General features: G+C 73.1%; 29 protein-coding genes and 1 tRNA gene. 13 read left to right on the top strand and 17 right to left on the bottom strand.

The window, feature by feature from the left end:
* The first annotated feature begins 71 nt into the window (after positions 1-71).
* Both FHX44_RS16080 and FHX44_RS16075 read left to right on the top strand, forming a co-directional pair.
* A complete protein-coding gene (locus tag FHX44_RS16080; protein WP_147261224.1) occupies positions 72-1,217 on the top strand; it encodes an endonuclease/exonuclease/phosphatase family protein in 1,146 nt (381 codons plus the stop codon).
* A 5-nt stretch (positions 1,218-1,222) separates the two neighbouring features.
* A tRNA-Ser gene (locus FHX44_RS16075) sits at positions 1,223-1,310 on the top strand.
* A gap of 278 nt (positions 1,311-1,588) precedes the next feature.
* Here the strand turns inward: FHX44_RS16075 and FHX44_RS16070 are convergent.
* Positions 1,589-1,885, bottom strand: a complete 297-nt coding sequence (locus FHX44_RS16070; RefSeq protein WP_147256537.1) for a hypothetical protein — start codon at positions 1,883-1,885, stop codon at positions 1,589-1,591.
* A 758-nt stretch (positions 1,886-2,643) separates the two neighbouring features.
* On the opposite strand from FHX44_RS16070, the gene FHX44_RS16065 reads away from it, so the two are divergent.
* A complete protein-coding gene (locus tag FHX44_RS16065; protein ID WP_147256536.1) occupies positions 2,644-3,198 on the top strand; it encodes a hypothetical protein in 555 nt (184 codons plus the stop codon).
* Between the two features lie 164 nt (positions 3,199-3,362).
* Here FHX44_RS16065 and FHX44_RS16060 read toward each other — a convergent pair whose 3' ends face one another.
* Positions 3,363-3,614: a hypothetical protein gene (locus FHX44_RS16060; RefSeq protein ID WP_147256535.1), complete on the bottom strand. Its 252-nt coding sequence runs from the start codon at positions 3,612-3,614 to the stop codon at positions 3,363-3,365.
* Between the two features lie 138 nt (positions 3,615-3,752).
* Between FHX44_RS16060 and FHX44_RS44235 the strand changes: the two genes are divergently transcribed.
* Positions 3,753-3,953 carry a MerR family transcriptional regulator gene (locus FHX44_RS44235; RefSeq protein ID WP_147256534.1) on the top strand — a complete coding sequence of 67 codons (201 nt, stop codon included), beginning with the start codon at positions 3,753-3,755 and terminating at the stop codon, positions 3,951-3,953.
* A 143-nt stretch (positions 3,954-4,096) separates the two neighbouring features.
* On the opposite strand, the gene FHX44_RS16050 is transcribed toward FHX44_RS44235, so the two are convergent.
* The 7 genes from FHX44_RS16050 to FHX44_RS16020 form a co-directional block, all read right to left on the bottom strand.
* Positions 4,097-4,555, bottom strand: coding sequence for a dihydrofolate reductase (locus FHX44_RS16050; protein WP_147256533.1), 459 nt, complete (start codon positions 4,553-4,555; stop codon positions 4,097-4,099).
* Positions 4,552-5,349, bottom strand: a complete 798-nt coding sequence (locus tag FHX44_RS16045) for a thymidylate synthase (RefSeq protein WP_147256532.1) — start codon at positions 5,347-5,349, stop codon at positions 4,552-4,554. The genes FHX44_RS16050 and FHX44_RS16045 overlap by 4 nt, the downstream gene beginning before the upstream one ends.
* A gap of 26 nt (positions 5,350-5,375) precedes the next feature.
* The gene (locus FHX44_RS16040; protein ID WP_147256531.1) at positions 5,376-5,852 is read right to left on the bottom strand and encodes a cupin domain-containing protein; all 477 of its coding nucleotides are present in this window, start codon (positions 5,850-5,852) and stop codon (positions 5,376-5,378) included.
* 30 nt (positions 5,853-5,882) lie between these two features.
* Entirely contained in the window at positions 5,883-6,479 is a 597-nt protein-coding gene (locus FHX44_RS16035; RefSeq protein ID WP_147256530.1) for a DinB family protein, read from the bottom strand.
* Positions 6,480-6,550: 71 nt separating this feature from the next.
* A complete protein-coding gene (locus FHX44_RS16030) occupies positions 6,551-7,249 on the bottom strand; it encodes an HAD family hydrolase (RefSeq protein WP_147256529.1) in 699 nt (232 codons plus the stop codon).
* Between the two features lie 42 nt (positions 7,250-7,291).
* Entirely contained in the window at positions 7,292-7,591 is a 300-nt protein-coding gene (locus FHX44_RS16025; RefSeq protein ID WP_212612506.1) for a putative quinol monooxygenase, read from the bottom strand.
* A 68-nt stretch (positions 7,592-7,659) separates the two neighbouring features.
* Positions 7,660-8,196, bottom strand: a complete 537-nt coding sequence (locus tag FHX44_RS16020; protein ID WP_246170406.1) for an AAA family ATPase — start codon at positions 8,194-8,196, stop codon at positions 7,660-7,662.
* A 116-nt stretch (positions 8,197-8,312) separates the two neighbouring features.
* Between FHX44_RS16020 and FHX44_RS16015 the strand changes: the two genes are divergently transcribed.
* Positions 8,313-9,491 carry an MFS transporter gene (locus FHX44_RS16015; RefSeq protein ID WP_147256527.1) on the top strand — a complete coding sequence of 393 codons (1,179 nt, stop codon included), beginning with the start codon at positions 8,313-8,315 and terminating at the stop codon, positions 9,489-9,491.
* Between the two features lie 6 nt (positions 9,492-9,497).
* Here the strand turns inward: FHX44_RS16015 and FHX44_RS16010 are convergent, their stop codons facing one another.
* Both FHX44_RS16010 and FHX44_RS16005 read right to left on the bottom strand, forming a co-directional pair.
* Positions 9,498-11,000 carry an FAD-dependent oxidoreductase gene (locus FHX44_RS16010; protein ID WP_170308930.1) on the bottom strand — a complete coding sequence of 501 codons (1,503 nt, stop codon included), beginning with the start codon at positions 10,998-11,000 and terminating at the stop codon, positions 9,498-9,500.
* A 49-nt stretch (positions 11,001-11,049) separates the two neighbouring features.
* Positions 11,050-11,280, bottom strand: coding sequence for a hypothetical protein (locus FHX44_RS16005; RefSeq protein ID WP_147256525.1), 231 nt, complete (start codon positions 11,278-11,280; stop codon positions 11,050-11,052).
* A gap of 139 nt (positions 11,281-11,419) precedes the next feature.
* Here FHX44_RS16005 and FHX44_RS16000 point away from each other — a divergent pair, with 139 nt between their 5' ends.
* Positions 11,420-12,301, top strand: coding sequence for an NAD(P)-dependent oxidoreductase (locus FHX44_RS16000; protein WP_147256524.1), 882 nt, complete (start codon positions 11,420-11,422; stop codon positions 12,299-12,301).
* Here FHX44_RS16000 and FHX44_RS15995 read toward each other — a convergent pair.
* Complete coding sequence (locus FHX44_RS15995; RefSeq protein WP_147256523.1) at positions 12,285-13,544, bottom strand: M18 family aminopeptidase; 1,260 nt, start codon at positions 13,542-13,544, stop codon at positions 12,285-12,287. The genes FHX44_RS16000 and FHX44_RS15995 overlap by 17 nt on opposite strands.
* A 20-nt stretch (positions 13,545-13,564) precedes the next feature.
* Here FHX44_RS15995 and mftG point away from each other — a divergent pair, with 20 nt between their 5' ends.
* A complete protein-coding gene (gene mftG, locus FHX44_RS15990; RefSeq protein WP_246170405.1) occupies positions 13,565-14,974 on the top strand; it encodes a mycofactocin dehydrogenase MftG in 1,410 nt (469 codons plus the stop codon).
* A gap of 6 nt (positions 14,975-14,980) precedes the next feature.
* Here mftG and FHX44_RS15985 read toward each other — a convergent pair whose 3' ends face one another.
* Entirely contained in the window at positions 14,981-15,757 is a 777-nt protein-coding gene (locus FHX44_RS15985; protein ID WP_147256522.1) for an arylamine N-acetyltransferase family protein, read from the bottom strand.
* A 33-nt stretch (positions 15,758-15,790) separates the two neighbouring features.
* Positions 15,791-16,207: a nucleotide triphosphate diphosphatase NUDT15 gene (locus tag FHX44_RS15980; RefSeq protein WP_246170404.1), complete on the bottom strand. Its 417-nt coding sequence runs from the start codon at positions 16,205-16,207 to the stop codon at positions 15,791-15,793.
* A gap of 6 nt (positions 16,208-16,213) precedes the next feature.
* Between FHX44_RS15980 and FHX44_RS15975 the strand changes: the two genes are divergently transcribed.
* A complete protein-coding gene (locus FHX44_RS15975) occupies positions 16,214-18,247 on the top strand; it encodes a M3 family metallopeptidase (protein ID WP_147256520.1) in 2,034 nt (677 codons plus the stop codon).
* Between the two features lie 15 nt (positions 18,248-18,262).
* Here FHX44_RS15975 and FHX44_RS15970 read toward each other — a convergent pair whose 3' ends face one another.
* Complete coding sequence (locus tag FHX44_RS15970; RefSeq protein WP_147256519.1) at positions 18,263-18,736, bottom strand: MarR family winged helix-turn-helix transcriptional regulator; 474 nt, start codon at positions 18,734-18,736, stop codon at positions 18,263-18,265.
* 71 nt (positions 18,737-18,807) lie between these two features.
* Here FHX44_RS15970 and FHX44_RS15965 point away from each other — a divergent pair, with 71 nt between their 5' ends.
* On the top strand, positions 18,808-19,335 hold the full coding sequence (locus tag FHX44_RS15965; RefSeq protein ID WP_147261221.1) for a carboxymuconolactone decarboxylase family protein: 528 nt from the start codon (positions 18,808-18,810) through the stop codon (positions 19,333-19,335).
* Here the strand turns inward: FHX44_RS15965 and FHX44_RS15960 are convergent.
* Positions 19,298-20,491: a benzoate/H(+) symporter BenE family transporter gene (locus tag FHX44_RS15960; RefSeq protein ID WP_246170403.1), complete on the bottom strand. Its 1,194-nt coding sequence runs from the start codon at positions 20,489-20,491 to the stop codon at positions 19,298-19,300. The genes FHX44_RS15965 and FHX44_RS15960 overlap by 38 nt on opposite strands.
* A gap of 50 nt (positions 20,492-20,541) precedes the next feature.
* Between FHX44_RS15960 and FHX44_RS15955 the strand changes: the two genes are divergently transcribed.
* The 3 genes from FHX44_RS15955 to FHX44_RS15945 all read left to right on the top strand — a co-directional run bounded on the left by FHX44_RS15955 (position 20,542) and on the right by FHX44_RS15945 (position 22,854).
* Positions 20,542-21,102: an XRE family transcriptional regulator gene (locus FHX44_RS15955; protein WP_212612505.1), complete on the top strand. Its 561-nt coding sequence runs from the start codon at positions 20,542-20,544 to the stop codon at positions 21,100-21,102.
* Positions 21,103-21,269: 167 nt separating this feature from the next.
* Positions 21,270-21,485 (top strand): hypothetical protein, encoded by a 216-nt coding sequence (locus FHX44_RS15950; RefSeq protein ID WP_147256518.1) that lies wholly within the window; start codon positions 21,270-21,272, stop codon positions 21,483-21,485.
* Between the two features lie 361 nt (positions 21,486-21,846).
* Positions 21,847-22,854, top strand: coding sequence for an MsnO8 family LLM class oxidoreductase (locus tag FHX44_RS15945; RefSeq protein WP_246170402.1), 1,008 nt, complete (start codon positions 21,847-21,849; stop codon positions 22,852-22,854).
* A gap of 67 nt (positions 22,855-22,921) precedes the next feature.
* On the opposite strand, the gene FHX44_RS15940 is transcribed toward FHX44_RS15945, so the two are convergent.
* A complete protein-coding gene (locus tag FHX44_RS15940) occupies positions 22,922-24,022 on the bottom strand; it encodes a glycoside hydrolase family 16 protein (RefSeq protein WP_147256517.1) in 1,101 nt (366 codons plus the stop codon).
* 306 nt (positions 24,023-24,328) lie between these two features.
* Between FHX44_RS15940 and FHX44_RS15935 the strand changes: the two genes are divergently transcribed.
* Positions 24,329-25,015 (top strand): response regulator transcription factor, encoded by a 687-nt coding sequence (locus FHX44_RS15935; protein WP_246170401.1) that lies wholly within the window; start codon positions 24,329-24,331, stop codon positions 25,013-25,015.
* Positions 25,016-25,114: the final 99 nt, after the last annotated feature.

The following is a 25,114-nucleotide window of genomic DNA, read 5'->3' as shown; positions in this document are numbered from 1 at the left end:
TGCCCTCCCGCGCAGATCCCACCACATCCGTCGTCACCGCTCGTTCACGCTCGCCTGTGAGGGTGACCGCCATGCCGCTGCACCGCGTGCTCCCCGCCGCGCTCGCGCTCGTCACCCCGTTCCTGGTGGCCGCCCCGGCCGCCGCGGCCCCGCCCTCCGACCTCCGCGTGGCGACGTTCAACGCCTCGCTCAACCGGGCCGCCGAGGGCGAGCTCGTTGCCGACCTGTCCACCCCGGACGACCCGCAGGCCCGCGAGGTGGCGGAGGTGGTGCAGCGGGTGCGGCCGGACGTGCTGCTCATCAACGAGTTCGACCACGCCCCCGCCGCCGTCGACCTGTTCCGCGACAACTACCTCGAACGCGGCCAGAACGGCGCCGAACCCGTCGACTACCCGCACGCGTTCATCGCGCCGTCCAACACGGGCGTGCCGAGCGGGTTCGACCTCGACGACGACGGCAGCGTCGGCGGCCCGAACGACGCGCTCGGCTTCGGCGCGTTCCCCGGGCAGTACGGGATGCTCGTGCTCTCGCGGTTCCCGATCGACACGGCCGCCGTCCGCACGTTCCAGCGGTTCCTGTGGAAGGACCTGCCCGGCAGCAGGCTGCCCGGCGACTTCTACGCGACGGAGGAGCAGGCGGTGCTCCCGCTGTCGTCGAAGTCGCACTGGGACGTGCCCGTCCGCATCGGCGACCGCACCCTGCACGTGCTCGCGAGCCACCCGACACCACCGACGTTCGACGGCCCCGAGGACCGCAACGGCCTGCGCAACGCCGACGAGATCGCGTTCTGGCGGCTGTACGTCCAGCCGGGCGCGGCAGGCGAGGCGCTCTACGACGACGCCGGCCGTCGAGGCGGCCTCGGCGGCGGGGGGCATTTCGTGATCATGGGCGACCAGAACTCCGACCCGCTCGACGGCGACTCGCTCCCCGGTGCGGCCGACCAGCTCCTCACCGCTCACCGCGTGATCGACCCGGCGCCCTCATCCGACGGAGCCGCGCAGGCGGCCAACCCCGGCCACCGCGGCGACCCCCGCCTGGACACCGCCGACTTCTCCGACCCGACCCCGGGCAATCTGCGCGTCGACTACGTCCTCCCGTCCCGGCCGCTCGAGGTGCGGGGTAGCGGCGTGTTCTGGCCGGTGGCCGCCGACCCGCTCGCCCGCCTCAACGACGCCTCCGACCACCACGCGACATGGGTGGATCTGCGGCTACCCTGATCGACGGAAGCGTGGCAGAGCGGCCGAATGCACTCGCCTTGAAAGCGAGAGACGGGCAACCGTCCGGGGGTTCGAATCCCTCCGCTTCCGCCAGACCGAGTGTTTGCCCTGCCCAGAAGCCCTCTCGGTAGTGGAGCCTGCCGCGGCTCCCGATCACCGGGCCGGCCCAGGAGGACCGGTTGTGCACTCGCTTTCGGCTCTTGCTGGCCGTTGCGGGGCCGCCTCGCTGCGCTCCGGGGACTCCTCACGATTCGGCCGCTCTGCCACGCGCTGGCTGCCCCGCTCGTCGCGGTTGCCAGGTCAAGGGTCAATTTGGTGGGGCGGCGCCGGCGCGGGCGCGACCATGGGCGCCAACTGCGACGGGCGGCCGGTCACGCCGGCGCCTCTTCTGCAGCACGCGGTGCCTCCGCCTGCCCCTCACGCGCACGGTTGTCGTGGTCGTGGCGCGGCAGGCACTCGGACACGGACCGTATGCGGCGCAGCATGGGGACGCTCGGGAAGCGGTCCTGCTCGACCTTGTCCATGAGCACCTCTAGGTACTCGGGAATCATGTAGTGCGGGATCGACTGCTCGATGAGATCGAGATGCGTTGTGCTGGGGTAGGCGTCCTCGCGGACCTTCTCGAGGAGGAACCCCACCAACCACGCCCGCGCCTCGTCTCGGATCATCGTCGATCTCCCTCCTCCGTGGCGTTCCGCCTCACGCGTCGGGAGGCGTACCCGTCGCCGTGGCCGCCGACGCGGCATTTGAGGGCAGTCACGGGCGAGTCTGGCGGCCGACGTCGGCCCGGCTCCCGGTCGCCTGTCGGTGACATCGCCCGCGTTCAAACCATGTACGAGATCCCTTCCGCCCCCCGCAGTGGCTACCGGGCTGGCTGGCCGCACCCGCCGCGCCGGCAGCCGCATCGACCGGGTCGGCTCTGCGGTCAGCCAGCGCATCCGCGCCGCAGTTCGAGGGCTCGCGGCTGTCCACCCGGATCTCGGCCGGCACCTGCCCGGCGCACCGGCACCTGGTGCGCCTACCGGCCGGAACCACCCATCGCCTGGAACCTAAGAGACCCGCGCTGATGACTGGGCAAAACCGCAACTTCAGGCGTAACGGCCGACTCGTCGTGGTTGCACTTGTGGTTGCAGTTGCTGGCCGCCGTCGAGGTGTGCCGGTGATGGTCGGCCCGCCGCGACCTGCGCATGTTCACTGCCGGACGGCGGTGAACGAGAAATCGCAGACCTTGAAAGCGAGAGACGGGCAACCGTCCGGGGGTTCGAATCCCTCCGCTTCCGCTGACGAGGGTGTCTGCCCTGCTCAGAATCCCTCTCGGGGCGAGAGCCGAGCACGGCTTCTGATCATGTGCAGCCTGATCGGACGGCCGCCGCCCCCAACCGCCGCCCCGTCCGGGAAGTCGTTCTCACGGAGCACTCCACACCGGGTGGACGAGGAGGACGGCGCATGGGGCTCGGGACAGGCGGCTACGGATACTTCCGCCAGGTCTACCGCTCGCTGCTCCCCGTTCCACCACGAGATCTTCGCCGTCGTGTCGGACGAAAGCGCGCCGGCGGCGACCGTCGAGGACGTTCTGTGGCCCGGCCACTGGTACGGCGACCTGCTGTTCTCCCGCGCCGGTGTCCGGGTGCGTGCGCCGGGGCACCTCATCGACCCGGTCACGGCGACCACCTCGACGCTGTACTTCACCTTCAGGCGTGAACCCCGCCGCACCAACGATCTTTCGCACGGCTGGGGCTCGAACTCCCAGTGGGGAACGGAGTTCCCGCGCTTCTACTCCGACGCGGAGGGGCTGCACCTCAACTGGGACGGCCGCATCGACATCGGCACCGACGGGCCGGTGCCGGCGGAGGCCATCCCAGCCCGGATGCGGAGCGGTCGCTGCAGCGGCGCAGGGAACCGCTGCTGCACCGGAGCTTCGTGCGCACGCCGCCGCTCCCACCCGACGAGCACGACTGGTTCCCGTACGACACCCGGATGAGCATCACCACGACGGCATGGCCGCTCCCGGAGGGTGCGATCACCCACCCGGCGTGGCGCTCGTGAAGCCCGGCCGGCGGAGCCGGTCCGAACCTTGGGCCGGCACCCGGCAGACAATGCGCCTCTCTCGCCGGCGCGAGCACACCAGCATGAGGTCCGTCTGAGCTAGGCGGGCGGGATCCCTGCGCGACGCGTCTTCATGACCCGTCGCACGCCCCGGAACGGTCGGTTCACGGCCTCCTTGCAGTACCACCACGCGTCATCCTCGGTGTCGGCCCACCCGTGCGAGGTCTTCCCCTCGTCCATCACGACGGTCCAGCGGTAGCGGCCGGTGCGCTGGTTGAAGTTGACGGATGCCCGGCCCTGCTCGCGGGCGATCGCGAGCCTCGCCTCTGCCTCGTCTGCCGCCTCACCCATCGCAAACCCTCCGTCAGCCGTGCGGGTCATCCAGAACGCCATGGGTGCGACGATAGCGACAAGAACGAACAAACTGAACAGACTGAACAGACCGTCTGTGCGGCCTTGGCGGGGTCTGTAGCGGCTTACCGTGAAGCAGTGCCCGACGGACCGGCCCCTAAAGGGCTCTGGACCACAGCCCAGGTAGCGGCCTACCTGGGTGTCTCGGCACGCCTGATCCAGCGGTACCGGGCAGAGGGCACCCTGACCCCCACGTGGGAGACCCCAAAGGGTCATGCCCGGTGGGACATCGAGGACGTGCAGCGGCAGCTCCAAGCGCTACGGAAGCGCGCGGACTGACGCGCCGGGGACTACCCAGGAGGCAGGGAGAACTGCGCGGACCGCGCACACCTGGTCAGGACTGCACACATCGCCGGCGCTGTGTGCCCTCTGCATTCGGTGTGTGTGGTGCGTCCGCTCGCCTTCTTGACGAGGTCTGTGCCTCAGTGCCAGGTGAGGAACCGGTAATGCAGCCCCGTCGACGACTCCTGCCACGCCCCGACGGAGTCCGGCGCCCGCCCCACGTCCGGGGCGTACGTGTCGCCGTCGAAGGCCTCCCGGATCTCGGTGACCACGATCCGGTCCGCGAACGGCAGCGCCGCCCGGTACACCGCCGCGCCGCCCGTCACCCAGACGTCCCCGGATACCGCGGCGAGCGCCTGTGGCAGGTCGGGGAACGTCTCCACACCCTCCTGCGGGCTGCGCGAGAGCACGAGGTTGCGCCTGCCCGGCAGCGGCCGGAACCGCGGTGGCAGCGACTCCCACGTGCGCCGGCCCATGAGAACGGCCGCGCCCGCGGTCAGGGAGCGGAAGTGCTTCATGTCCTCCGGCAGGCGCCACGGCAGCGTGCCGTCGCGGCCGATGACGCCGTTCGCCGACTGCGCCCAGACGAGCCCGATCACACCGCCACCGGTGCCTTGATGGCCGGGTGCGGGTCGTAGCCGTCGAGCGTGATGTGCTCGTAGGTGTAGTCGAACAGGCTGTCCGCCGGCTTCAGGCTCAGGGTGGGGAACGGCCGCGGCTCGCGTGCGAGCTGCGTGCGGACCTGGTCGGTGTGGTTGTCGTAGATGTGGCAGTCGCCGCCGGTCCAGACGAAGTCACCGACGCGGAGGCCCACCTGCTCGGCGATCATGTGCGTCAGCAGCGCGTAGCTCGCGATGTTGAACGGCACGCCGAGGAACAGGTCCGCGCTGCGCTGGTACAGCTGGCAGGACAGCTTGCCGTCGGCGACGTAGAACTGGAAGAACGCGTGGCACGGCGGCAGCGCCATCCGCGGGATGTCGGCGACGTTCCACGCGGACACGATCATCCGCCGGGAGTCGGGGTTCTCGCGCAGCGTGCGCAGCACGTCGCTGACCTGGTCGACGTGCCCGCCGTCCGGGGTCGGCCACGACCGCCACTGCACGCCGTAGACCGGGCCGAGATCACCGTCCGGCGCCGCCCACTCGTCCCAGATCGTGACGCCGTTCTCCTGCAGCCACGTGACGTTCGCGTCGCCGCGCAGGAACCACAGCAGCTCGTAGGCGATCGAGCGGAAGTGGACCTTCTTCGTCGTGATCAGCGGGAAGCCGTCGGACAGCCGGTAGCGCAGCTGGTGACCGAAGATCGAGCGCGTGCCCGTGCCGGTGCGGTCCCCCTTGCGGGCGCCCGAGCCGAGCACGTGGCGGAGCAGGTCTTCGTACTGCGTGTCCACCATGCCCGGGAGCCTAAGCGAGTGGGCACCTAGAGCGGATCGGACACCGCGAGTGGCGGGCCGATGAACTCGATCCAGTTCGCGTGTCCGACGGCGGCCAGCGCGCCGGCGTCCACCGGGCCGGGCAGGGCGGCGAACTGCTCGAAGAACCGCTCCACCCCGGACGGCGAGGTGACGATCAGCAGCCGTCCCGGCGCGTCGCCGACGTTCTGGAAGTTGTGCGGCAGGCCCCGCGGCCCGAAGGCCATGCCGCCGGTCGAGGCCCGGAGCAGGGTGTCACCTGCCTTAAACCGGAAGTCGCCCTCGAGCACCCACCACACCTCGTCCTCGCGCACGTGGATGTGCAGCGCAGGCCCCGACTTCGGTGCGACCAGCAGTTCGAGCACCGTCAGCGAGCCGTTGGTGCTCCTGGTGTCGGCCTTCACCGTGATCGCGTCGCCCGTTGGCGTCTCGAGGACCGGACCCTCGCCGGGCTGCATGGCGAAAGGTGCCGTGGAGTTGAACATGGGCGGGGCTCGCTCCCGCCGGTGCGGGCGTTACGACTCGTTCCGGCCGGTGAGGGCGAGGTAGCGCGCACGCCAGGACGCGCCGTCGGGGACTTCCACCTCCGTGCGGTAGATCCCGAACGACCGCCACATGTCCGCGGCAGGAGCGGTGCCCTCCCACATCGCCCGCGCCAGTTCCTCCGAGACCGGCGACTCGGCGCCCAGGTGCCGCGCGATGTCGTGGGCGGCGAGCGTGCGCGCGACGTTGAGCTGCCAGAAGTAGTCCCACGCCGCGACGTCGCCGTACCCGCAGTGGACGACGGCGTCGCGGTCGGTCACCCGCGCGGCGGCGGAGCGGGCGCGCTCGGCGATGCGGGCGATGTTGCCGTGCGGGTCGTCGCCGAGCAGGTCGCCGTCGTAGGCGTACCGGCCGACCTCGTCCATCGTTCGCCCGGCGAGCATGTCCGGGATCCAGGCCTCGTCGTAGGCGGCGTGCGCGAGCACTTCGCGCAACGGACGGGGCTGGTCCGCGCCGGGCATGTCGAACAGCGGTGGCAGCACGCTGTCCATGTCCTCCGCCCCGACCAGCGTGAAGGCGCGCACCGCGGCCTCGTCGGCGAGCTGGAACACCGCTGCCTCGTGGATCATCCGTCCTCCTCGGTCGTCGTCGTGGACGACCGTAGGGGCGATGTAGGTCAGCTTCCGGCACACATGGCAGGTCAGCCGGTGGCCTTCGCGAGCAGGGTGTGGTCCAGGCGTTCGTGCAGCTGGGCCGGAGAATCGAAGACCTCCAGAGCCCCGGCCTCGCGCAGCTCGTCGACGGAGAAGCCGCCGGTGCGCAGCCCATAGCCCGGTGTCCCGAGCCGGGCGCCTGCGCGGAAGTCCCACACCGAGTCGCCGACCAGCACCGCCGAACGGCCTGCGACCTTCTCCAGCGCGACCTGCAGCAGGTCCGGCTCCGGCTTGGTCTGCTCGACGTCGGCCGACGTGGTCCAGGCCTCGGCGAGGTCCGCTCCGCCGAACAGGCTCAGGTAGTGATCGACGTGCTCGGCCTTGCCCGAGCTGGCGAGCACGAGCGTGAAGCCCCGGCGGCGCACGTCGTCGAGCAGCTCACGCACCCCGTCGAAGGGCTGGATCTCGCCGAGCAGCGCGTCGAACTCGTCGGCCCAGTCGGCGCGCAATTGCTCGCCGAGCCGCTCCTCCACGTCGTCTCCGGCGACAGCAGGCACCACGTGGTCACCGCCCATCCCGATCGCGCGGTGCAGCCGCCACGCCGGGATGGTCAGGTCGTGCCGGCGGAACGCCCGGAACCAGGCCAGTGCGTGGTGGTAGTTCGTGTCCACGAGCGTGCCGTCGACGTCGAAGATCGCGGTGTCGAAGGTCGCGGTCTCGAAAGTCGCAGTCTCGTGCTCCGCCACCAGACCGGGCTACCCGGGCCCGGCGCAGGCCAACCGGGCGGCCTACGGGAGCCCGAGCCCGCCCACCACGCGCGTCTCCTGCCTGGTGAACTCGCCGGTGAGCAGGGGCATTGCGGTAGCGATCGCGGCCCGCGTCTCGGGGAGCTGCAGGGAGGCCGCGTGGTGCTCGGCGCTCTCCCACACCTCGGTGACCCAGATGCGGTCGTCGTCGTCCGGGCATTCGCTCACGACGTAGGACAGGCAGCCGGCGGCCGGCAGGCCGTCGAGGCTCTTCAACAGGTGGGCGATGACCTCCTCGCGCTTGCCGGGGCTGGTGCGCATGCTGCCGATGTAGCCGTACACGCTGGCAGGTTCGCACGGGACGGGCCCACCGCCATTGGATGTTCGCGACAGCGTCGCGACACGGGCCGTCAGGCGACCCGTGACTCGTCGGCCCGGCGCACGATCTCCTCGACGGTCTCGGCGACGGACAGCTCGGAGCTGTCGAGCCACAGCCCGATGCGCGGTGTCTCGGCCCGCAACGCCCGGTCGAGCGCGTCCACCGTCCACGGGCCGTAGGCCCGCTTCCCGCGGTGCGCCTCCCGGGCCGCAACGGCGTGCGCCCGCGGGGCGAGGACGACCACGTGCAGCGGCCGGGTGCGGATCTCCTCCACCATCCCCGGGAGCTCGTCGCCCAGCACGACGTCCTGGGCCACCACGGTGAAGCCTGCGTCGGCGTAGGTGTCGCAGGTGCGGGCCGTGAGCAGGTGCCGGAGCCGCAGCTGGCGCACGGCTTCCGGGCCGGCGTCCGGGGTCATCTCGGCCCGCCCGCCCACGATCCAGCGGCGGAACTGGTCGCCGTGCACGTGCACGGTGCGGCCGGGCAGCCGCTCGGCGAGGGCCTGTGCCACCGTCGACTTGCCGGCCGCCTGGATCCCCGTCACGAGGTGCACCGAAGGCGTGAGCACGATCTCGATCTTGCCAGGAGCGAAATCGCTGTGCCGGGAGAACGGATGGGGTTAGCCTCCGGGCCGTGCCCGGTTGACGCACCCTGCCGCCTCCCGCGCGCCCGCTCGCCCGTCGGATGGTGGGGTGGGCGCTGCTCGCCGACGTCGTCCCGTTCTACCCGCTGTACGCGCTGTTGTTCACGGCCACCGGGTTGTCCGTCGCGCAGGTCTCGGCGCTGTTCGCCATCTGGTCGGCGGTCGCGATGCTCGCCGAGGTGCCGTCCGGTGCGCTCGCCGACCGGTTCTCCCGACGGTCGTGCCTCGTGGCGGCGGGTGTGCTGCAGGCGGGCGGCTATGCCGCGTGGGTGCTGCTGCCCGGCTTCCCCGGGTTCGCGCTCGGCTTCGTGCTCTGGGGGTTCGGCGGTTCGCTCGTCTCCGGAGCGAAGGAGGCTCTGCTCTACGACGGGCTCGATGCGGCCGGGGCGGCGGAGCACTACGCGCGGGTCGCGGGCTGGGTCTCGGCCATGGAGCTGGTGGCACAGCTCCCGGCGGCGCTCGCGGCCACGTGGCTCTTCGTGGCGGGCGGGTTCCCGCTGGTCGGCTGGGTGAGCGTGGGCACATGCCTCGCCGCCGCCGGGGTCGCCGCGACGCTTCCGGAACCGCCCCGCCGCGACGTCGGTGGCGGGGTCGGCTACGTCGCGACCCTGCGCACCGGTCTCGGGGACGCGGCCCGCATCCCCGGCCTGCGGCCGGTGTTGCTGGCGGTCGCCGTCCTCGCCGCCTACGACGCGGTCGAGGAGTACTTCCCGCTCCTGCTGGCGGACTGGGGGATCCCGCTGGCGGCGGTCCCGCTCGCGGCCGTGCCGATCGTGCTGGGCGGGACGGCGGGCGCGGCGCTCGGGGGAGTGGCCGCCCGCCTGCCCGCCTGGCTGCTGGGAGTGGTCCTCGGGGCGGCGATGGTGCTCCTCGGCGCCGCCGGGCTCGGGGGGCATCCGGCGGGCGTGGTCGCCGTCGCGGCGTTCTACGGCGGCTACCGGGCGCTGCTCGTGGTCCTCGACGCGCGGTTGCAGGAGCGGATCGCGAGCGCCACGCGCGCCACCGTGACCTCCGTGGCGGGCCTGGGCACCGAGCTCGCGACGTTCGGCGTGTACGCCGCCTGGGCCGTTGGCGGGGCCCCGCTGCTCGCCGCCGGTGGCCTGCTGATCGCGATGGCGCTGCCGGTGGTGCTGCGCGGACGGGTGGCGGGTAGCGGCGCCCCCGGTATTGCCGCCACCCGCCAGAGCGAGGAGGACGCTACTGCGCCCTCAGATTCGTGACGCCGCTCACTCACCCGGCGGGTTGCGCCGGGACAGCGGCCGCACCGCGGGCCCTTCCAGCACCTCGCCGTCGACGTCGAACCGGGAGCCGTGGCAGGGGCAGTCCCAGCTCTTCTCGGCGGCGTTGAACCGAACGAGGCAGCCCAGGTGGGTGCAGCGCATCGACACGGCGTGCAGGCCGCCGTCGGGATCGCGGTACACGCCGGTGCGGTCGACGCCCGAGCGCACCACCCCCGCCGAGTCCGGCGCGAGGTCCGCCGCCGAGGAGATCTGCCCCGGCATCAGCCGGTCGCCGACGAGGTCCACTCCCGCCTTCACGTTGATGCGGGCGAGCTGCGGCAGCCCGCGCGGGGAGAACCGGTGCGGGCTGAACACGTCCGTGCCCGGCCCGCCGGTGAGCTGCTCGGAGAGGATCGCCGCGGCCATCGTGCCGCCGGTCAGGCCCCACTTCGCGAAGCCGGAGGCCACGTACATCCGCGTGCTCCCCGGCGTGTAGCCACCGATCATCGGGGTGTGGTCGTAGGGCGTCGGGTCCTGCGCCGACCAGCGGTGCGTCACCTGCTCCACGTCCCAGTGCTCGCGCAGGTGCTTCTCGACCGCGGTGTAGCAGGAGTGGTCGACGCCGCGCGCGCCCGTCGGGTGGCCCTTCCCGAGCACGATCATCAGGTCACCCGCCGAGCGGTAGGACCACGTGTCGGCGCCGGTCGTGATCGACATGCCCCGGGTGGGTTCGCCGCGAACGCGCGCCGCGACGCAGTACGAGCGGCTCGCCTCCATCCGCGCGAAGTACAGGCCCCGGTCCCAGATGGGGTAGTGCGTGGCGACGACGACCCGATCGCCGGTGAGCGCTCCGCGGGTGGTCTCGATCTGCACCGGGCGGCCCTCCGTGACGCGCAGCGCCCGGGTGCGTTCGAAGACGCGGCACCCGTCGCCGTCGACGGCGGCGGCGAGGCCGGACACGTACTTCACCGGGTGGAACGCCACCTGGTCGGGCAGCCGGACCGCGCCGGCCACGGGGTAGGGCAGGTCGACCGCCGCCGTCATCTCGACGGACAGCCCGGCGCGCCGCGCCGCCTCGAACTCCCGCTCGACGTCGGCGAGCTCCGCATCCCGCACGGCGACGGTGAACGCGTCGCGGCGCTCCAGGTCGCAGTCGATGCCCTCGGCGGTGGACAGCTCGTCCACCAGCTCCACCGCGGCGAGGCTGCGTGCGGCGTACTCGTCGGCGACCTCCGCGCCGCGCGTGCGCCCGATGGAGGTCAACACCGTGGACTGCAGGGCGGTGACCTTCGCGGTGTTGTTGCCGCTGACACCGGCGCCCACCCGCCCGGCCTCGACCACGGCCACCCGCGCCCCGCGCCGCTTGAGCAGCAGAGCGGTGGTCAGCCCGGTGATCCCGCCGCCGAGCACGAGCACGTCGAAGGCGCGCTCACCGGACGGGGGCGGGTAGATGGTGGCGGGCAGCGCGGCGAGCCACAGCGACTGCGCGGCGGTCGTGGTGGATGGCACGGGACCCTCCGAGGTGTCGGGTCCGTCGGCTACCCCGTGATCCGGAGGGTCAACCCGCCTCGTCGGGGTCCGGCTCGCGCAGCCGGTACTCGCCGCCGTGGCCTGCCACCTCGTGCAGGTCGTAGTGGTGCACGATCTTCGGGCCTTCGTGCAGATGCACGTAGCGCACGGTGCCGGGGGCCGGGTCGGACGGCTCGCGGGTGTCGACGCGACCGTCGAGCGGGCCGCCGACGAACCAGTAGACGTCCGGGCCGTCGGCGAGGGCCTGGTCCTCGCTCACTCGACCTCCTCGGTGGGGCTCCGGGGACATTCGCACCACGGTAAAGCCACTCGCGGCACCGTGCGAGAGCCGTGCGCGGAGCGTCAGCGCGCGGCGGCACCGTGGGGTCGTCAGGAGACGACGATCGAGGAGGAACACCATGTCCGAGCAGGAACGCCCGCCCGTCACCGTGATCGGCCTCGGCGCGATGGGCTCCCGGATCGCCGAGGTGCTGCTCGCCGCCGGGCACCCGACCAGCGTCTGGAACCGCACACCCGGCCGGGCCGACCCGCTCGTCGCGCAGGGCGCCGTCCGCGCGAGCGGCGTCGCCGAGGCGGTCACGGCGAGCCCGCTCGTCCTCGTCTGCGTGCTCGACTACGCCGCCGCCCGCGAGATCCTCGAGCCCGTCGCGGCCGAGTTCGCAGGCCGCACCCTGGTCCACTTCACCACCGGCACGCCGCAGCAGGCCCGCGAGATGGCGCGGTGGGCGGCCGGGCACGGCATCGGCTACGTCGACAGCGGCATGATGGCGACGCCGCCGATGATCGGGAAGGACGGTGCGCGCTTCCTCTACAGCGGTTCGCAGGACGCGTTCGAGCGCTACCGCCGCAGCCTCGAGCTGCTCGGGACGGCGGAGTACTTCGGTGAGGACGCCGGGCTCGCCTCGCTCTACGACCTGGCGCTCCTCTCGGCGATGTACGGGATGTTCGCGGGCTTCTTCCACGGGGCCGCGCTCGTCGGGAGTGCCGGGGTCTCGGCAGCGGACTTCGCCGAGCAGGCCGCGGCGTGGGTCACCGCCATGACGGTGGGCCTCCCGTACGACGCCGAGTTCATCGATTCCGGCGACTACACGACGGCCGACGAGCAGACCGTCGCCTTCAACAAGTCGGCCTTCGACATGATCGTGCAGGCCAGCCGGGAGGAGGGCGTCGCCGTCGACTTCGTGGCACCGCTGCAGGCCCTGCTCGCCCGCCAGGTGGCGGAGGGCCACGGCGCCGCGAGCTTCGCGCGGGTCTTCGAGGGGATCAGAGCGGGTCGGTGAGGAACGCGGTGGCCGCGGCGGCGAGGTGACCCGGGTCCTGGACCCCGCACAGTTCGCGTGCGGAGTGCATCGACAGCACCGGGATTCCGACGTCGACGGTGCGGATGCCGAGTCGGGTGGACAGGATCGGCCCGACCGTGCTGCCGCAGGGCACCGTGTTCTTGCTGACGAACACCTGCGTCGGTGTGCCCGAATCCCGGCACGCGCGGTGCCACGCGGCCGCCCCGGGGGCGTCGGTGGCGTAGCGCTGGTTGGCGTTGACCTTCAGGGCAGGCCCGCGGTTCGGCACCGAGCGGTGGTTCGGGTCGTGATGGCCCAGGTAGTTCGGGTGCGCGGCGTGGGTGACGTCCACCGACAGGCAGCGGGACGCGGCGAACGCGGCGCCGCGGGCGTCGAACCCGCCTGCGAGCCGGGTGAGCACGGTCTCCAGCAGCGGACCGGCCGCCCCGGTGGCGGACGCGCTCCCGATCTCCTCGTGGTCGAAGCCGACGAACACCGGGATCACCCCCGCCGCGTCGTCGGCCGCTGCGAGCAGTGCGCAGATGCCCGAGTGCACGGACGCGAGGTTGTCCAACCGCGGCCCGGCCAGGAGCTCCTCGTGCTCGCCCAGCCGGGCGGGCGGGGTGAGCTCGTGCACCACGAGGTCGTGGGCGGCCACCTCGGCCGGGTCGACCCCGGCCTCCGCGGCCAGGAAGCCGATCAGGTCGCCCTCGGCGGGCGCGCCCAGCCCCCAGACGGGCAGCAGGTGCTCCTGGGGGTCCAGCTTGAGGCCCTGGTTCACCTGGCGGTCCAGGTGGATGGCCAGCTGCGGCACCCGCAGCAGCGGCCTGCGCACGTCGACGAGCACGACCGAGCCGTCGAAGAGGGCGAGGCGGCCGGCCAGACCGAGGTCGCGGTCGAGCCACGAGTTCCACAGCGCCCCGCCGTAGACCTCCACGGCCACCTGTCGCCACCCGGCCGAACCCGTGTCGGGGCGCGGCTTGACCTTGAGGGTGGGCGAGTCGGTGTGCGCGGCGAAGATCCTCATGGGCGTGCCGGGCGGGGCGCTCTCGGGCACGAACCAGGCCAGCAGCGTGCCGTCGCGCACCAGGTAGCGGCCGCCGGGGCCGTCCTCCCACGGCCCGGCCTCCTGCTGCTCGGTGAAGCCTGCCTCGGCCAGACGGCGGACGCCCTCGGCGACGGTGTGGTACGGGGTGGGCGCCGCGGTGAGGAACGCGGCGAGATCCTGCGCGAGATCGCTCATCACCAGGCATCCTCCCTGATGTGTACGACGTGGTCGTGGTGGGCGCCGGTTCGGCCGGCTGCGCCCTCGCGGGCCGGCTCGCCGACGACGCGGGGCGGCGGGTGCTGCTGCTTGAGGCCGGGCCGGTCGCGGCGCCACCCGACTGGCTCGACGGGGCGCGGACGGGCCACCCGCTGAACTGGTCCTACGCCGCGGAGCTGCGGGCAGGCCACACCGTCAGCGTGCCGCGCGGCCGGGTGGTCGGCGGGTCGAGCGTGATCAACGGCGCCAACTGGGTGCGCGCCACCCCCGCCGACGTCGCAGGCTGGGGGGTGCCCGGGTGGTCGTGGGCCGACCTCCTGGCGCACTACGTCCGCTCCGAGCACGACCTGGACCTCCCGCACGCGCCCGGCCACGGCGACCGCGGCCCCGTGCCCGTCCGCCGCCCGGCCGGGCCGTTGCTGCACCCGGTGGCCGAGCGGTTCCTGGCGGCCGCGCAGCGGCTCGGTCACCCGATGGAGCCCGACAAGAACGCAGGCGGTCCACCCGGAGCCGGACTGGTGCCGAGCAACGCCGGGGACGGGGTGCGCACCAGCGCCGCGAGCGCCTACCTCGTCGGCCACCCGAACCTGACCGTGCAGGCCGACGCCCCGGTGGCCCGCGTGCTCCTCGACGGCGACCGGGCCAGGGGCGTCGCCCTGCTCGACGGCACGATCGTCGAGGCGGGTGAGGTCGTGCTCGCCGCGGGCGGCGTCGCCACCCCCCACCTGCTGATGCTCTCCGGGATCGGCCCTGCCGACGAGCTGCGCGCCGCGGGCGTACCGGTCGTGCGCGACCTGCCGGTCGGGCAGGGCTTCAGCGACCATCCCGCGGTGTTCGTCCCCTTCACCACCACCGACCCGCCCGCCCACCCACACACCCCGGGCAGCCAGGCGGCGCTCGACTGGGACGCGGGCGCCGACCCGGGAGGCGACGTCGAGGTGCTCGCCTTCGTCCGTCCTTTCGCGCCCGCGGGCGAGCTGCACCTCATGTGCATGGTGGCGAATCCCGAGAGCCGCGGCGCGGTCGGCCTCACCTCGCCCGACCCGCGCGTCCCGCCCCGGATCGACTACCGGTACCTGCGCACCGAGCACGACCGCCGCCTGCTCCGCCACGCCATCCGCACGGCCGCCGAGCTGCTGCGCGCCGGCGTCGGCACGCGCGTCGCGCCCGCCGGCGACGTCCTGGGCAACGACCGCGAGCTCGACGCGTGGATCGGCACCCACCTGGCCACGGCGGTGCACATGTCCGGGACCGCCGCGATCGGGCCGGTGGTGGACCCGCAGCTGCGCGTCCACGGGATCACCGGGCTGCGGGTGGCCGACACGTCGGTGCTGCCGATCGCGCCCCGGCGCGGTACGGCGGCCACGGCCGTCGCGGTCGGGGAGAAGGCGGCGCAGCTCGTCGCGTGACGCCTGTCAGCAGCTCGCGAGCTGGGGAACGCGCTCGGCCCACGGGCGGTCCAGCACGATCCCGAACCGGTCGGCGAGCAGCGCCCATTCCTCGGCAGGGGACAGCTCCCGCTCGGTCCGGGTTCCGTGGGCGAGCTCCGAGAAGACGCCGTTCACCAGCGAGATCCGACCGGTCGGGGTCGCCAGCGCGGCGAACCGCCTCCCGACGAAGTCCGAACCCGGGTCGTACTGCTGGTAGCGGTTGCGCTCGGCGAAGTCGGCCAGGTCCTGCGGCTGCGGCGTCCACGCCCAGCCCCGTTCCCACCGCCCGTCGCCCCGGCGCTCCGTGGTCCACCAGACGCCGCCGTCGCTGTACACCTGCACCCGGCCGTGCACGCCCGGCCGTCGCGGCACCGGCTCCGGCCACCGCGCGCCGTTGCCGACGTCGACGATCCAGCTGCCGTCGACGGCGTCCACGAGCAGCCGCAGGTGGTCGAGATCGGGGCCGCGGGCGCCGTCGTCGTCCAGCGAGAACGCCGCGACGAGCGTGACCGCGAAGCCCAGCTCCCGCAGCAGCGTTCCGAACAGCCCGTTCAGCTCGTAGCAGTACCCGCCGCGGCGGCGGTGGACGATCTTGCGTTCCAGCGCGTCCGGCTCCAGCGAGATCGTGACCCCCGTGTGGATGTCGTAGTCCTCGAAGGGCACGGACCGCACGTGCGCCCGGTGCAGAGCGGTGAGCGAGGAGCTCGTGGGAGCGGCCGGGCGGGCGGCCCCGATCCGCGTGAGGTAGGCGGCGACGTCCATGGGGGCAGCCTCCGACCTCGACCGGGGTTCAGGTCAAGCCGGTTTCTCGAGGAGACCCGCGTCGAGGCAGCGGCCGAGCGGGTCGAACAGCTGGGTGCGTCGGGCGCGCAGCTCGTCGGGGGTGAGCCAGGCCAGCGCGGTGGCCTTCTCCGGTTCGCGCAGCTGCGGCTCGCCGTCCAGCCGGGCGCAGCCGATGAAGAGCGTGACGTAGTGCCGGCCGATCTCGGGCATCGGGTCGTCGGTGAAGCCGAGCCGGACCGTCGGCCGCACGACGAGGCCGGTCTCCTCGAGGGTCTCGCGCACCGCGGTGCCTTCCGGCGACTCGCCGAACTCCTGGTGCCCGCCGGGAAGTCCCCACGTGCCCGCTCCGTGGGCGCCCGCCCGACGCAGCACGAGGATCCGCCCGCCGTCGCGCACCACCGCTCCGACCCCGACCTGCACCCGCGTCACGGACATATGCTCGCGCGGGTGACCGGCAACCCGTTCCTCGCCCCCAGCCAGCTGCCGTTCGAGTTCCCGGACTTCGACGCCATCCGCGAGGAGCACTTCCTCCCGGCCTTCACCGCGGGCATGGCCGAGCAGCGGGCGGAGGTCGAGGCGATCACGGCGGACCCGGGCCCCGCCACGTTCGAGAACACGATCGTGGCGCTCGAACGGTCGGGCGCCACGTTGCGGCGGGTGTCGAGCGTGTTCTTCACCCTCGTCGGCTCGTGCAGCACGCCGGGGATCCGGGAGATCGAGGCCGAGGTGGCGCCGCAGCTCGCCGCGCACGCCGACGCGATCACGCTCGACCCGGTGCTGTTCACCCGCATCGAGGCGCTCTTCGCGGCCCGGCACGACCTGGAGCTCGACGCAGAGTCGCTGCGGCTGCTGGAGCGGTACCACCGCGACGCCGTCCGCGCGGGCGCCCGTCTCGCCCCGGCCGAGAAGGAACGGCTCAAGGAGCTCAACGCCGAGCTCTCGGTGCTGTCCACGGAGTTCGGGGCGCGGTTGCTCGCCGGCGCGAACGCGGCGGCCGTGCTCGTCGAGGACGCAGCGCAGCTCGACGGCCTGCCCGCGGATGCGGTCTCGGCTGCGGCGCGGGCAGCGGCGGAGCGCGGGCACGACGGCGCGTACCTGCTGACGCTCGTGCTCCCGACCGGGCAGCCCGCACTCGCGTCGCTCACCGACCGCGGGCTGCGCGAGCGGCTGCACAAGGCATCCACGGGCCGTGGATCGGGTGGGGAACACGACACGCGCGACATCGTGCTGCGAACGGCCGCGCTGCGCGCGGAGCGGGCGAAGCTGCTGGGCCACCCGCACCACGCCTCGTGGGTCGTCGAGATCAGCACCGCGGGCACCGTCGAGGCCATCGACGCGATGCTGGGCAAGCTCACCCAGGTCGCCGTGGCGAACGCGCGTCAGGAGGCTGCCGAGCTGTCCGAGGCGGCCGGCTTCCCGATCGAGGCGTGGGACCGCGCCTTCTACGCCGAACGCGTGCGCCGGGAGCGGTTCGACCTCGACACCGACGCGCTTCGCCCGTACTTCGAGCTGGAGCGCGTGCTGCACGACGGCGTCTTCCACGCCGCGGCCCGGCTCTACGGGCTGCGCTTCGCCGAGCGCGACGACCTGCCGCTCTACCACCCCGACGTGCGCGTCTTCGACGTGTTCGACTCCAGCGGCCGGCTCGGCCTCTTCGTCGCCGACTTCTACGCCCGCGACTCGAAGCGCGGTGGCGCCTGGATGAACTCCTTCGTGACCCAGTCGCGGCTGCTGGGCACGAAGCCGGTGGTGCTCAACACGCTCAACATCGCCAAGCCCGCCGAGGGCGAGCCGACCCTGCTCACCGTGGACAACGTCCGCACGCTGTTCCACGAGTTCGGCCACGCGCTGCACGGCCTCTTCTCCGACGTGCAGTACCCGAGGTTCTCCGGCACGTCCGTGCCGCGCGACTTCGTGGAGTTCCCGTCCCAGGTCAACGAGATGTGGCTGGAGGACCCGGAGATCCTCGCGAGCTACGCGCTCCACCACCGGACCGGCGAGCCGCTGCCGGCGGAGCTGGTCGATCGGCTGGCGGCGGCGCGCCGCTTCGGCGAGGGGTTCGCCACCACCGAGTACCTCGCCGCGACATTGCTGGACCAGGCGTGGCACCGGCTGAGCCCGGACGACGAGGTCACGGACGTGGAGCGGTTCGAGGCCGACGCGCTCGCCGCGGCGGGCATCGCCGAGCCGACCGCGCCGCCCCGCTACCGCACCACCTACTTCAACCACGTCTTCGGCGGCGGCTACAGCGCGGCCTACTACTCCTACATCTGGAGCGAGGTGCTCGACGCCGACACCGTCGAGTGGTTCGCCGAGAACGGCGGCCTGCGCCGGGAGAACGGCGACGTCTTCCGCCGCGAGCTGCTCTCCCGCGGTGGCGCCGTGGACCCGATGGACGCCTACCGCGCCTTCCGCGGCCGGGACCCGGAGCTGGCCCCGCTCCTGACCCGCAGGGGCCTCACGGGCTGAGGCTCCCCGGACGGGTCACGGCGCGAGCCAGCTCGCCGCGTCGAGCCGGATCGCCGTGGGCGGCACCACCGCGCGCAGGTCCGCCTCGAGCGTGCGCACGTGGTCGATGCCCAGCCGCTCGGCCCACTCGGCCCGCAGCTGCTCGAACCCGGCCGCGGAGCGGGCCAGCGCGTCGTACCCGCGGGGCGTGAGGCGCACCAGCTTGCGCCGCGCGTCGGCGGCGTCCGCGCTCCGCTCCGCGTAGCCCAGCTCGACGAGCCGGTCGACGGTCTTGCCTGCCGCCTGCTTCGACACGCCCAGCCGCCTGCCCAGCTCGCTCGCGGTGGCGCCGTCCCGGCCGATCGCCTGCATCGCGAAGCCGTGCGCCGGGCGCAGGTCCGGGTGGCCCTGCCGGGCGAGGTCGGCGTGCAGCCGGTCGACCAGCGTCCGGAAGCCGCCGAAGAGGAGCAGCGGCAGCATCCAGCCCGGCTCGTCCCTCGGGTCAGCCATCGACAAACTCGACAACCAGGTTTACGGTTAGGTCAACCACGTTGTCGAGTTTAGGAGCTTGGATGTCGTCGCTGTTCCCCGCGCACACCACCGAGACCGCGCCGTCGGCTTCTCGGCGCACCATGGAGGGCACCGAGAGGAAGCTGGGTTTCCTGCCGGGCGCCGTCGCGCGCCTGGCCGAGTCGCCGGAGCTGCTCGACGGCTTCCTCCGGGCCAGCGCATCGTTCGAGGCGACGACCCTCGACCCCGTCGCCCGCGAGGTCGTGATCATGACCATGGCCGTCCGGAACGACTGCCACGTCTGCGTCGCCATGCACACCGGCACACTGCGCCGACTGGGTGCGGACGAGGACCTCGTCGCGGCGCTCCAGGCGGGGGCACCGCTCGGAGACGTCCGGCTGGAGGCGATCCGGACGTTCACCCTCGAGGTGCTGGCCACCGCAGGCGGGGTGTCCGACGACGCGGTGCGGGCCTTCCTCGCGCGGGACTACACGCTCCGCAACGCCCTGGAGGTGGTGCTCGGGATCGGCGCGTACACCATGTCCACCCTCGCGAACCGGCTCACCGGCGCGCCGGTGGACCACCAGCTGGTGAGCTGACCCGCTCCTCGGCCGGACGGCGCGGCCGGTGGAGCAGCGTCATGGCCGCGCCGGCGAGCAGGCCCCAGAACGCCGCGCCGATGCCCAGGAAGCCGACGCCCGCCGCCGTCACCACGAACGTGATGGCGGCGGCCTCGCGGCTGCCCGGCTCGGACACCGCCGACGAGAGCGCCGCAGCCAGCGCACCCAGCAGGGCGAGCCCGGCGACCGCCTCGATCAGCACCGGAGGGGAGAGCACGAGCAGTGCCGTCGCGAGGCCGGCGCCGAGCCCGAGTGCCGCGAGGCCGATGCCCGCCGTCACCGCCGCGAGCCACCGCCGCCGCGGGTCCGGGTGGGCGTCCGGGCCTGCCGCGAGCGCGGCGCTGATCGCCGCGAGGTTCACCGCGTGCCCGCCGAACGGGGCGCAGACGATCGTCGCCAGGCCGGTGGTCGTCAGGATCGGGCGCATCGGCGCCGTGTAGCCGTACTGGGCGAGCACGGCGGCGCCGGGCACGTTCTGCGAGGCCATCGTGACGAGGAAGAGCGGGATGCCGACACCGACGACCGTCGCGAGATCGAACGCCGGCGTGGTCCACACGAGTGCGGGAGCGAGCGCCACGTCGCCGAGCCCCGGGCCGGTCAGCCAGATCGCTACGGCCGCCACCGCGAGCGCGGCCGGCACCGCCCACTTCCGGGCGAACCGCCCGACGAGCGCCCAGACCGCGATCACCGGCGCGGCGAGGAGCGGAACCTCGGCCAGTGCCCGCACAGGAGCGAGGCAGAGCTCCACGAGCACGCCCGCCAGCATCGCGCTCGCGATCGGCACCGGGATCAGCGAGATCAGCCGCCCGACCGCCGGCACGAGTCCGGCCACCACGACGAGCCCGCCGCACACCAGGAACGCCCCGACGGCCGCGGGGAACCCGCCTGCCGGCGGGCCCGACGAGATCAGCAGTGCCGCGCCCGGCGTGGACCAGGCGATGCTGATCGGGATCCGGTGCCGCAGCCCCAGCACGAGGGCCACCAGCCCGCACATGAGGCACAGCACCAGCAGGCCGGATGCCGCCTGCCGTTCGTCGGCACCCGCAGCGCGCAACCCCGTGAGCACCACGGCGAACGCGCTGGAGAAGCCGACCAGCGCCGTCACGACGCCGGCGAGCACGGGTTGCAGGCGCACCTGTTCCTCCCAGACCGTTCCGTTTACGGAACGATGGGACGATAGCCCATGTGACAGCCGCGAGCGAGGGCATTGCGCGGCCCGCCCTCACCGAGGGCGCGGCCGACGTCGGGCGCCGGGTCCGGGAGCTGCGCGAACGCCGCGGGATGTCGTTGTCCGAGCTCGCCCGCCGGGCGGCTGTGGGCAAGGCGACGCTGTCCGGGCTGGAGGCCGGCACCCGCAACCCCACCCTCGACACCCTGCAAGCCGTGGCCGCCGCCCTCGACATGCCGCTGACCAGCCTGCTCACCTCACCCACGACCCTCCGCGGCGCCGCGGTGCAGATCCAGGTGCTCCGCGTCTTCGACGACGGCCCGGTGACGTACGAGCTGTGCCACATGCGCATCCCGGCCGGGCTCGCGCAGCGCTCACCCGCCCACCACGCGGGCGTCACCGAGCACGCCACGGTGTTCGCCGGCCTGCTCGAGACCGGCCCGGTCGACGCTGCGCTGCGGGCCGGCCCGGGGGAGCACGTCGAGTGGGCGGCCGACGTGCCGCACACCTACGCCGCCCTCGGCGACGTGGACGTCGAGGCCTCCCTGTTGATCCGCTACCCGCGAGGCGGCCTCTGAACGGGATCCGCGCGCTGGCCGTGTGCGTCACAGACCCAGCGGACGCTGCGAGGACGGTCCCGGGCGCGCAGAAACACCGGCCCTTCACCCCGGCGGGGCACTAGGCTGTGCCGGTGATCCTCTGAGTCCCGCCCGCCCCTCGACCACCGCCCTCTCGGAGGTTCTCCGTGTCCCAGTCAGTCCCGTCCGGCCCAGAGCAGCCCGAGCCGGCCACCGCCGCAGAGCCGGAACCCGCCGCCGAGCCGGACGAGGAGCCCGGTCCGCTGAACCGGGCCGCCCGCCGCGCGAAGGCCGAGAAGGGCGAACCCACCCACGTCGGCCCGCGCGGCGACCTCGCCCGCCGGACCCGCGGCGGCCGCCCGCACACGAAGCGCCGCCACTGACCCACGCGCGCGCCCGCCGCCGCGTCGAGACGTCGGACTCGCCGTGCCGGAATGTCGGACTCGCCGTGCGGGAACGTCGGACTCGCCGTGCGGGAACGTCGGACTCGCCGTGCGGAAACGTCGGACTCGCCGTGCGGAAACGTCGGACTCGCCGTGCGGGAACGTCGGACTCGCCCGAGTTGCGCGAGTCCGACGTCCGAGCACGGTGAGTTCCGCGTTCTGACACGGTGAGTCGCGCGTTCTGGCACTGCGAGTCGCGCGTTCTGACACGGTGAGTCCCGCGTTCCGACGCGGCGAGTCCGACGTTCTGACACGGTGAGTCCCGTGTTCCGACACGGCGAGTCAGGCGTCTGCTCGCGGAATGGCCGCCCGGCCGGGCGTGTTGGGCCAGACGATGGATCCGCAGGTCAGGCTCTCGTTGCTGGACCGCTCGCGCACGCGCGCCGGCGAGCCGGACGCCGCAGCGCTCCGCCACACCGTCGAGCGGGCGGAGCGCGCCGAGCGGCTCGGGTACCACCGGTTCTGGGTGGCCGAGCACCACGCCGTCCCCGGGATCGCGAGCGGGAGCCCGCCGGTGCTGATGGCGGCCGTCGCCGCCCGCACGGACCGCATCCGGGTCGGGTCCGGCGGCGTGATGCTGCCCAACCACCAGCCGCTGGTCGTCGCCGAGCAGTTCGCGATGCTGGACGCCCTGTTCCCGGGCCGGATCGATCTGGGGGTCGGCCGCTCGCTGGGCTTCACCGCGCCGGTGCGCGCGGCACTGCGCCGTGCCACCGACGCGCCGGACACGTTCGCCGCCGATCTCGACGAGCTGCGCTCCTACCTCGAGGGCCGTGGCCCGGTCACGGCCCGGCCGCGGCTCGAACGCCCGGTTCCGGTGTTCGTGCTGGCCACCGGCCGGGGGCTCGCGGTCGCGGGTGACGCGGGACTGCCGGTCGTGCTCGGTGGGCCCGTGCTGGACAGCGCGGACGTCGGTACGGCCCTCGACGACTACCGGGCGCGCGTCCGGACGGCGGGCAGGCGGCCCTACGTCGTGGTCTCGCTGGACGTCCTGATCGCCGACTCGGTCTCCGCGGCACGCGAGCTCGCGCTCCCCGAGGCGTGGGCGCTGGCCGCGGCCCGCACCACCGGTCAGTTCCCGGCGCTGGAGCCCGTCGACCCGGACCGCGTGCTGTCCGACCGGCAACGGGCCGTCGTGGAGGACGCCGTGGGTCGCACCGTGCACGGGGACGAGACCACCGTCGCCGCCGAGCTCGGCGAGCTGTTCCACCGCACAGACGCCGACGAGCTGCTCGCCTCCACCTCGACGTTCGACCTGGACGCCCTGCGCGAGTCCGACGCACGCCTCGCGCGACTGCTCACCCCGTGAAACGACCCGTCCCGCCCGGTGGGGAGCGCCGGGCGGGACGGGGTGTGGGGCAGATCGGCCGGAAGCCTCAGCGGTAGATCCGCATGTAGTCGACGTGCATCTCGGTGGGCTTGGGCGAACCGCCCTCGGGGAAGTAGTCCAGCTGGATCGTGGCGTGCATCTTGCCCGGCGGCAGCGTCTTCTCGTCGGTGCTCTCGAACCACTTCTCGCCGTCGATGTAGCCGGTGACCCGGCCGTCCACCCACTCGACCGCGTAGTTGTGCCACTGCGTGATGTCGAGCGTCTTCTTCGCGTACTCCTGCTCGCTGCCGTAGTGCAGGAAGAACGAGACATCGGGCGACGCGCTCGTCGTCTCGGCGAAGTCGATCTCGCCGTTCTCCTTGCCACCGCTCTCGCGCCAGAGGATCAGCACCGGGTGGTACTGGTCGTCGCCCTTGGGGAACCGGGCGCGCATCTCCCAGCGTCCGAAACGCTGGTCCTCCTTCCAGGACATGCCGCCGGTGTTGCCCTCGGAGTCGCCGCGGATCACGAGCATGCCGTTCTCGACGCTGACCGCGTCCGGCGTGCGGCGGCCGTTGCCGGCGTGCCCCTCGCTGTCGTAGGGGCTCCACAGCGGGCTCAGCCCGCCGTTGAACTCGTCACCGCCCGCACGCGTCCAGCCCTTGGCGGCGGCTGCCGAACGGCCCTCGCTCTTGCGGGGTGCCGCCGCGGCCTGCCCGCCGCCGGTCGACTTGCGTTCCGCGGTCTCGGGCTTGCGCGTCGCCAGCGGCTGGGTCGGCTCGGTCGTCTCGGCGGCGGCCTGCGGCTCGGCGGTCGGCTCGGGCGTCGGCTCCGGAGGGGGAGGCGGTGCCTGGGCGGGATCGGTCCGGGTGACCGTGTTGCTCAGCTCCTGCGCGGCAAGCGAGGGATCCTCGGGGGGCTGTGCGAGCGTGGCGACCAGGGTGGCCACCAGCATCACGACGGCCCCGACCGCGAGCGGCGCGAGCCGCCGGGTCATCGAGTTCGTCCGGTCCGCGTCCCTGGTGACGACGGCCTCCGCGTGACCGGGCGGGAGCCGGTGCCAGCCCGTGCCCGCGACGTCGTCACTGCCGCGTTCGGCAGTGACCCGTCCGATCAGCTCAGTGGCAGAACCCGAGCGACCGCCCACTGCGGAGGTTGTCCTTCGCATGGGGCCGAACCATAGGGACGGTGACGGCTCGTGATCGGAAACCTGAGAGTCCGGGTTGCTCGTGCGCGCCCAGGGGTAGGTTGTGCGCGCCGGAACGCACCCGATCGGGGACGCCGCGCGTGACACGTACTCCTTTCGGAGTAGCAACGCTCTCAGCTCTCGCGGGAGAGTGGTTCTTGTGGGGGTGATGTCGCTCCGTTAGCCGATTGTTACGAGCCGCTCACTGCGCAAAGGTGTCAGGCGATGCTCCCCGCTGCTCCCCCGGGGGGTGCGTCCTCGTACACGTCGACCGCAGCGTCGGCGCGTGTGTCCGTGCCCCCGAACACGATGCCCCTGACCAACAACCACGTCCTGCTGGCGCTGCCCCCGACCGCGGCGTCGGCCTCCGTGCTGCGCAGCCTTCGCTCCGAAGGCGTCTCGGTCAGCCCGGTGAGCGACGGCATCGGCGTGCTCGACGCCGTCCGCACGCGGGACCCGGCCCTCGTCGTGCTCGACGTCGAGCTGCCGGGCCCGGACCAGGCGGCCGTGCTGGCCGCGGTGCAGAACGAGGCGCCGAACGTGCCCGTCATCGCCGTCACGCCGCGCGAACGCAGGCTCGGCCTGCTCGGGCTCCTGCGTGGCGACCGCGACGACTTCCTCGTGCGCCCGTTCGCCGTCGACGAGCTGGCCGCCCGGATCCGGCTGCGCCTGCGGCTCGGTCCCGCCGTCGAGAACACCGTGCTGCGCCACGGCGAGCTCGTGGTGGACACGGAGTTCGGCGACGTGAGCGTCGACGGCCAGTCGGTGTCGCTGTCGCCCACCGAGTACGCGTTGCTCATGGCCCTGATCGCCGAGCCGGGCGAGGTGGTGCCTCCGCACCGGCTGGCCCGTGAGGTGTGGTCGGAGCCGGCGTCGCCGAACCTCGTGCAGGTCTACATCTCCTACCTCCGGCGCAAGATAGGCGCGGAGCGCATCCGCACGGTGCGTGGGGAGGGTTACGTCCTCGAGGCCTGACCGACGTCGGAACCGTTATCGAACGCGGCCCGTCCGGGTGGCATCTGCGTCTGCGTCGTGCGACGCTGGTCACAGCGTGCTACCCAATGCGTACACGAG

It is taken from the genome of Pseudonocardia hierapolitana (assembly GCF_007994075.1).
Lineage (GTDB): Bacteria > Actinomycetota > Actinomycetes > Mycobacteriales > Pseudonocardiaceae > Pseudonocardia > Pseudonocardia hierapolitana.
Note: the sequence above shows the minus strand (reverse complement) of the source record. Positions and strands in the feature narration are given on the sequence as shown.